This window comes from Compostibacillus humi (assembly GCF_014637175.1).
GTDB lineage: Bacteria > Bacillota > Bacilli > Bacillales > Amphibacillaceae > Oceanobacillus > Oceanobacillus humi.
Genome location: NZ_BMEV01000106.1, coordinates 1 through 6458, shown reverse-complemented (window position 1 = coordinate 6458; position 6458 = coordinate 1). Strand labels below are relative to the sequence as shown.

The 6458-nt window shown below is 32.5% G+C and carries 6 protein-coding genes and 1 pseudogene; 6 read left to right on the top strand and 1 reads right to left on the bottom strand.

Features of this window, described 5'->3' with window-relative positions; translation table 11 throughout:
* Window positions 1-611: 611 nt before the first annotated feature.
* On the top strand, window positions 612-1181 hold the full coding sequence (locus tag IEV18_RS16250; protein ID WP_229733698.1) for a class I SAM-dependent methyltransferase: 570 nt from the start codon (window positions 612-614) through the stop codon (window positions 1179-1181).
* A gap of 206 nt (window positions 1182-1387) precedes the next feature.
* Here the strand turns inward: IEV18_RS16250 and IEV18_RS16245 are convergent.
* A pseudogene (locus tag IEV18_RS16245) lies at window positions 1388-2758 on the bottom strand (aminotransferase-like domain-containing protein).
* A 177-nt stretch (window positions 2759-2935) separates the two neighbouring features.
* Between IEV18_RS16245 and IEV18_RS16240 the strand changes: the two are divergent.
* The 5 genes from IEV18_RS16240 to IEV18_RS16220 all read left to right on the top strand — a co-directional run.
* Window positions 2936-3484 carry a LysE/ArgO family amino acid transporter gene (locus IEV18_RS16240; RefSeq protein ID WP_188393413.1) on the top strand — a complete coding sequence of 183 codons (549 nt, stop codon included), beginning with the start codon at window positions 2936-2938 and terminating at the stop codon, window positions 3482-3484.
* A 134-nt stretch (window positions 3485-3618) separates the two neighbouring features.
* Entirely contained in the window at window positions 3619-4362 is a 744-nt protein-coding gene (locus IEV18_RS16235) for a MerR family transcriptional regulator (protein ID WP_033826652.1), read from the top strand.
* Between the two features lie 73 nt (window positions 4363-4435).
* Window positions 4436-5086 (top strand): DUF4097 family beta strand repeat-containing protein, encoded by a 651-nt coding sequence (locus IEV18_RS16230; RefSeq protein ID WP_188393412.1) that lies wholly within the window; start codon window positions 4436-4438, stop codon window positions 5084-5086.
* Window positions 5087-5187: 101 nt separating this feature from the next.
* Window positions 5188-5832 carry a GAP family protein gene (locus tag IEV18_RS16225; protein WP_188393411.1) on the top strand — a complete coding sequence of 215 codons (645 nt, stop codon included), beginning with the start codon at window positions 5188-5190 and terminating at the stop codon, window positions 5830-5832.
* 162 nt (window positions 5833-5994) lie between these two features.
* On the top strand, window positions 5995-6458 hold a 464-nt coding region (locus IEV18_RS16220), incomplete at its 3' end, for a DUF4372 domain-containing protein (RefSeq protein WP_188393410.1).

Sequence of the window (6458 nt, the reverse complement as noted above, 5' to 3'; positions counted from 1 at the left end):
GGCTTGGCTTTTTAGCAAAAATTGGGTGAAAATAATTTATTGAATATTCTGTAAATGACTCAACCTTTTTTATTGATTGGAAGAGATTTAATAAAATTTACTCTTCACAGCTGATTAAATTGTCAGTTTGGTGTATTAATGTGTATATTTTTGATATAATAGTATTCATGAAGAGGCCTCTTTCTAAGTGTATTTGCCCTGGTAAGCATACATTTATGATAGAGTGCCTCTTCCTTTTTGGCTAGGATTTTGTAGAAATATCACCGAGAACTATTTTACACATACTTATTCCACAATCGAAATAAAAGTCTTTTTTATGAGTTGACAAATGGACGATTCGTTTTAAATTCTTCCAAAGAAACTAGTGCTTTATTCAAACAAAAATCCAAAGATATCGCAAATTTTATAGAAACTGCACATTTAAATGACACAACTCAAAAACTGGCAAAATACATTTCAGATAAAACGATTCGTTTATTCGTTGAGGTGAATCAATATTTAAATTTTTCCCAAAAGGATTATCTTCAACTTCAAAAAGTCTATGAAGCTCTGCTTCAACAGGTATATGAAATTTGTAATCAAAGGAAGTATCTGAAGAAGAAATTGATCAGTTGTTTCGTTCCCATTATAAAAATCTACAGAGCTTTTTATTAGATTCAAACGGTAAAGAGATATTTAAAAAGTATAGGGAAAGCCCGGATGTACTTGAAATAAAATGTGCTGAATATACTTCCGAGTTTCAAATGAGATTATTAGGTATCTATTTGTCAAAGGTTAAACAGCCTGTTTTAGATATTGGATGTGGACAACAGGCAAACCTTGTTCACTTTTTAAGGAAAAATGACATAGTTGTATACGGGTTGGATCGAAATGTTCAGAATCTGAACAATAAAATATATCAAGTGGATTGGCTTGAGTATACGTACGTTCCAGACACTTGGGGAACTGTCATTTCTCATATGGCATTTTCAAATCATTTTATGCACCATCACTTGAGACCTGATGGAGATTATGAAAAGTATGCAACAAAGTATATGGAGATATTAAAATCCTTAAAAATTGGTGGAAGTTTTATTTATGCGCCAGGCCTTTCATTTATGGAAGAGATTTTAATATCCACATTTGATTCTTATACTGTAGAGACTGGAGAATATTCTACCATGGTAACTCGTATTAACTAAATGAAAACTATATAGCTTTCATATTATGAAAGGAGATAAGTGAAAAGGACTTTCTAACTATAGTAGGGATTGGAAAGTCCTTGTTCTGCCTATCTTAATACCAAGGAAATTGTTTGAAATTACTTCACGAACCAGTAACTCAATTTAAGGATTTTAAACCGGTATAATAATACACTAATACATAAGTTATAATCGTTTCATAGATTCTACATCATTTCAATGATTAATTCCGATATTCTTTTGAGGCCTTTTTTAATTTGATCTAAAGTTGCATAGGAATAGGACAATCGTAAATGTGTATGATCGTCCTTATCATATATATTACCTGGATTTAGCAGTATTCCCTCTTGAAGAGCTTTTTCAAATAACTTCCTAGTGGAAATACTAGGAGTGATTTTTAGCCAAATATAAAATCCCCCACTTGGAATATTCCATGTAGCTATATTAGAAAAATAAGTATTTAAAATTTCAATCATATAATCCCTTCTACATTTTAATTCACTCCTAACTAAAGTTAAGTCCTCTTCATACCCATTTTTAAGCCATTTATTTACTAAAAATTGTGAAATAGAACTTGAGCCGTAATCTGTTTGCATTTTAATGTCAGCAAGTCGGTTGATAACAGGTTCGGGCCCATCAATCCAGCCAATCCGCAGGCCTGGACTGAATGTCTTAGATACACTTCCAATATAAAGTACACTACCTTGCTTATCATTTGCTTTTAGTGGTTTAGGCGGTGGTTGTTCAAACCACAAATCACCATAAACATCATCTTCAATTATAGGAAGAGAAGCTTTTTGACAGTCTTCCAAAAGTTGTTTTCTCCTTCTTTCAGACATTAGAGTGCCTGTTGGATTGTGGAACGATGGTATTGTATAGATTAAAGCAGGGTTGTGCTGTCGTTTCATATTTGATCCCTTCCTCATCCATAGGGATACCGAATAAATTCATGCCGGCAGATTGAAAAACATGAATAGAATTAAGATATGAAGGTGATTCATGAAAAATAACTGAACCCCGTTGTAACAGACCGATTGAAATCAATTGTAAAGCTTGTAAACCGCCGAAACAATCAATATAGATGAAGGCGAAGTTTCGATGCCCTTTCCTTTTAAATAATCACAAATTGTTTCCCTGAGGTGAATGCTCCCTTTAGGTCCTTCATACCCTAAAGATAGGTTACTTCTCATATCCATTTGCAACAGTTTTGATAGTTGATTACAAGATAACAGTTCGGGGGAAAGTTCACCGGTTCCTAGTCGAATTATATGAGGATTTGTTTCAGCCTCATTAATTTTTTGTACGCTGTTATTATTGGGCTTATGAATACCAGAACGTACATAACCAATCCAATTAGGTGGAGATGACGATGCTAGAATTCCCCAAGTATTATTTATTACTGTTGTACCACTTCCAACTTTCGATTCAATTAAACCATCTGCGGAAAGTTCTTCAAGAGCCATAATAATTGTACTTCGGTTAACATCAAACTGTTTTGCTAAGTTTCTTTGTGACGGTAACTTCATTCCAATAGACCATTCTCCATTCAAAATTTTCCTTTTTATGTAATTGTAGATTTGTAGATGTAAAGGTAATGATGAGGATTTTTTCGGCTTCCATTATATATTACCCATCTTTCAACCCTCCTCGTATTTTTAATAATGATATGAAATGGTTGGCTATTTTTCCAACCAATTGGTTGGAGACAAACAGAGTAAATTCCCTTATTCTAAAATACGATGGGAGGGAAGAAGATGGAAGCATTGGTTCATGGAATCATTTTAGCTTTTGGATTAATAATTCCTTTAGGAGTACTAAATATTTTTATTTTTAATCAAGGAGCAACTCATAAAAAAGTTATGTCTGCATTTCCATCTGTTATAACGGCTGGTATTTGTGATACGATTCTTATTTCATTGGCAGTAGCAGGTGTATCGATTATTATTTTAAGTTTTGAATGGGTCCGTGTTTTATTATATACAATAGGATTTATTTTCTTAATTTATATAGGTTGGCTAATGTGGAAGGATAGATCTGAACTGAACAATGCAGAAAATAAACAAATTTCTCCAAAAAGGCAAATTACGTTTGCTGCTTCCGTGTCCTTACTAAATCCACATGCCATTTTGGATACGATAGGGGTAATTGGGACGAACTCAATGCTCTATCAAAATCATGAAAAATGGATTTTTACAATTACGTGTATTGTAGTTTCTTGGGTTTGGTTCTTTGCCTTAGCTATTGCTGGGAAAAGAGTTGGCCGATTTAATAAAAATGGAACTATTCTAAAATGGATAAATTAAATTTCTGCGATATTAATTTGGTGCATTGCAATTTATATGGGAATAAAAATATTTTGAGCAAAGACCAGGAGAGATACTTGAAAGTGACGTAACGTAATCTTATATACTTATAGTCAGAATGAGGTGATAGGGAAATGATTTCAATTAAAGAGTTAACAAAACAAACTGGAGTTTCTGTTCGAACAATGCGTTATTATGATGAAATAAATTTATTGCCTCCAGCTGGAAAAACAGAAGGTGGGCATCGATTATATAGTGAAAAGGAGATAAAAAAACTTCAGGAAATCCAATTTTTAAAATCTTTAGGATTTCGTTTAATCGAGATAAAGGAGATGTTATCTGATAAAAACTGGGATTGGGAGATCGGACTAAAAAATCAGTTAAACTATATTTTGCAAGAAAAACAAAGAATTATTCAAATAGAAAAAACGCTAAAAGGACTCTTAAACACCCTAAAAATTGAGAATTCGGTTGATTTGACATATATAAATAAATTAATTCAATTGTATCAGAGTAAAAATGAACAACAAAATATATTTCGTGATAAATATTTTCATCAAGGTGAAAGGAAATTACTTAACAAATTACCGAAAATGGACAGTGATGATCCGCACTCTCTTGAATGGATTTCCTATTTGGTTGATTTGAAAAAATTCAAACATAAGGGTGCTAATTCTCCAGAAATTCAGCAAATTATACATTGTATGTATGAAAAGGCAATAGATACATTTGGTGAAAATGATGATTTTTTTAATAAATTATGGGAAATACGTAAATCACCAGAAAAATCAACAAAGATGGGCTTTTATCCGATAGAACAGGATATATTAAATTTAATAGAAGAGGCATGGGATTTTTATGAAAATAAGCGACATTGAAGTTTCATCTGTAAAATTGTTCAAGGTAGAATAGATGGATTTTTATAAAATTTTATTTTTAAGAGGGATAGAGATGAAAAAATATTTGATTACTATTTTTTTAAGCATGATATTGTTAACGGGATGTAATTTTAATCAAGAAGAAGTTGTACACTCAATTGATCTTGATGGTATTGATACTATTTACATTGACCATGGAAGTGAAAATGTTCATCTAATCAGTGTAGAACAGTCAAATTTAGAAGTGTTACACTCAAATAAAAATATTGATGTATCCGAAAAGGCGAATGAAGTATCCATATCTATGGAGAAAAGGATCTTTAACATTGGTCCGCAAATTAATTTAAATACTCAACTCCTAGTCAAGATTTCAAAAGATTTTACAGGAAAAGTTATTATTAATGGAACATCCGGAAATGTAACATCTGAAGACCTTGAAACAACAAATATCGAAGTAAATGAGAAAAGCGGGAATATTACGCTAGACTTCAAGGATTTCCATAGTGATGTAAATATTACAACATTGAGCGGAAACGTAGTTGTATCGTTGAATACGATACAACCGGACATTGTATTACAGACAAAGACAGCAAGTGGGTTACAAACAATTACTGTACCAATTGACATAGAAAAGCAAAATGATAAATCGATTGAAGGGAAAGCAAATGAAGGAACTTATTTTATTGGAATAAAAACAGCCTCGGGGAATATTTCTATACGATAATTGATGTACTTTTCCTATCCTATTAAGTGTTTTTGTGTTTATTGTGTAAAAATCCTTATTGTGAATATTTAGCCAATAATGTAAGAATAGGATGATATTAAGTGAGTTTTGAATTTTTAATTCCGATAGGCATATTAGCTTTAGTGGACACATTGAGTCCGACAACGTTAAGTGTAACTGTTTATATGCTACTTATGGAAGAGGAGCGATTAATTAGAAGGTTATTTGCTTATCTGTTAACGGTTGGCATCTTTTATTTTACTGTAGGAATATTTTTAATGATGGGGGTTGGAAGTATTTTCCGGAAGTTTCCGAGTTTCGATGAAAGTGTTATACTCAGTCAATTTATGTTTTATTTAGGTTTGGGGCTATTTATTGGGAGTTTTTTTGTACCAGCTAAATCCACCCCTAAAACATATAAACCGAAGTCGAAAAGTATGTTGGCCATGGTTATGCTTGGCTTAATGACTGGTTTAATTGAAGTCGGGACAGCATTACCTTATTTTGCGGCTATCGGCATCATGACAACAGTCAAATTAAATCCATTTCAATGGATTCCCATACTAGCAGGTTATAACTTCATTATGGTACTTCCACCGCTCATTCTTATTGGAATACATTTATTATTTAAACAATGGCTTCGGGAACCATTAATGAAAATAAAATTGAGGTTAGAGAAAAACCAGGGAGCAACATTGTCGTGGATTATGGCTATTGTTGGTTTAATTATTTTGATAAATAGTTGATGATTAAAAGATTGGAATGAATCACTAGCATTGCATAAATTAAATCTAAAAACAAAAAATACTAAGAATGTTCAATTATTTAGTAGTTTGTCCATAAAAAAATCCTTTATACTGAATAGGACGGGTGGCTTCCTGTCCAAATTCAATATAAAGGAACATCTCATGGACAAGAATACACAATTATCATCATTTAGTAAATGGATGGAACCTATTAATTTTAAAAAGGTTTATGAACAAGTAGAAAACTTGAAACAAGATTATTACACAAAGAAACTTACGACAGAAGCTTATATTAAAATTTTACTATTTGCGCAGCTTCATGAAACCGAAATCCTCGAGGCGATGAGCGATGCGCTCCTGGATGAGGACTTTCAAAAAGCACTTGGGTTTGAATCAATTAGTGCGTCTCAGCTTTCACGCAAAAACAATGAAGTAGACCCAACGATTTTGGCAGCTTTGTTTCTGGATCTCGTCTATCAGATCCAGGGATTTCACAAAAAGCGACTGAATTCATCCATGCCATTGAAGATCATTGATTCTAGCACATTGCCTCTTAATTTAACGAATTACAAATGGGCAACGTTTCGCAAAACAAAAGCTGGCGTGAAACTTCATTTAAGGCTTGT

Excerpts from the sequence above, each read along its gene's own strand:
- IEV18_RS16240 (WP_188393413.1), top strand. The coding sequence starts at position 2,936 with ATGGAAGCATTGGTTCATGGAATCATTTTAGCTTTTGGATTAATAATT.
- IEV18_RS16235 (WP_033826652.1), top strand. The coding sequence starts at position 3,619 with ATGATTTCAATTAAAGAGTTAACAAAACAAACTGGAGTTTCTGTTCGA.
- IEV18_RS16230 (WP_188393412.1), top strand. The coding sequence starts at position 4,436 with ATGAAAAAATATTTGATTACTATTTTTTTAAGCATGATATTGTTAACG.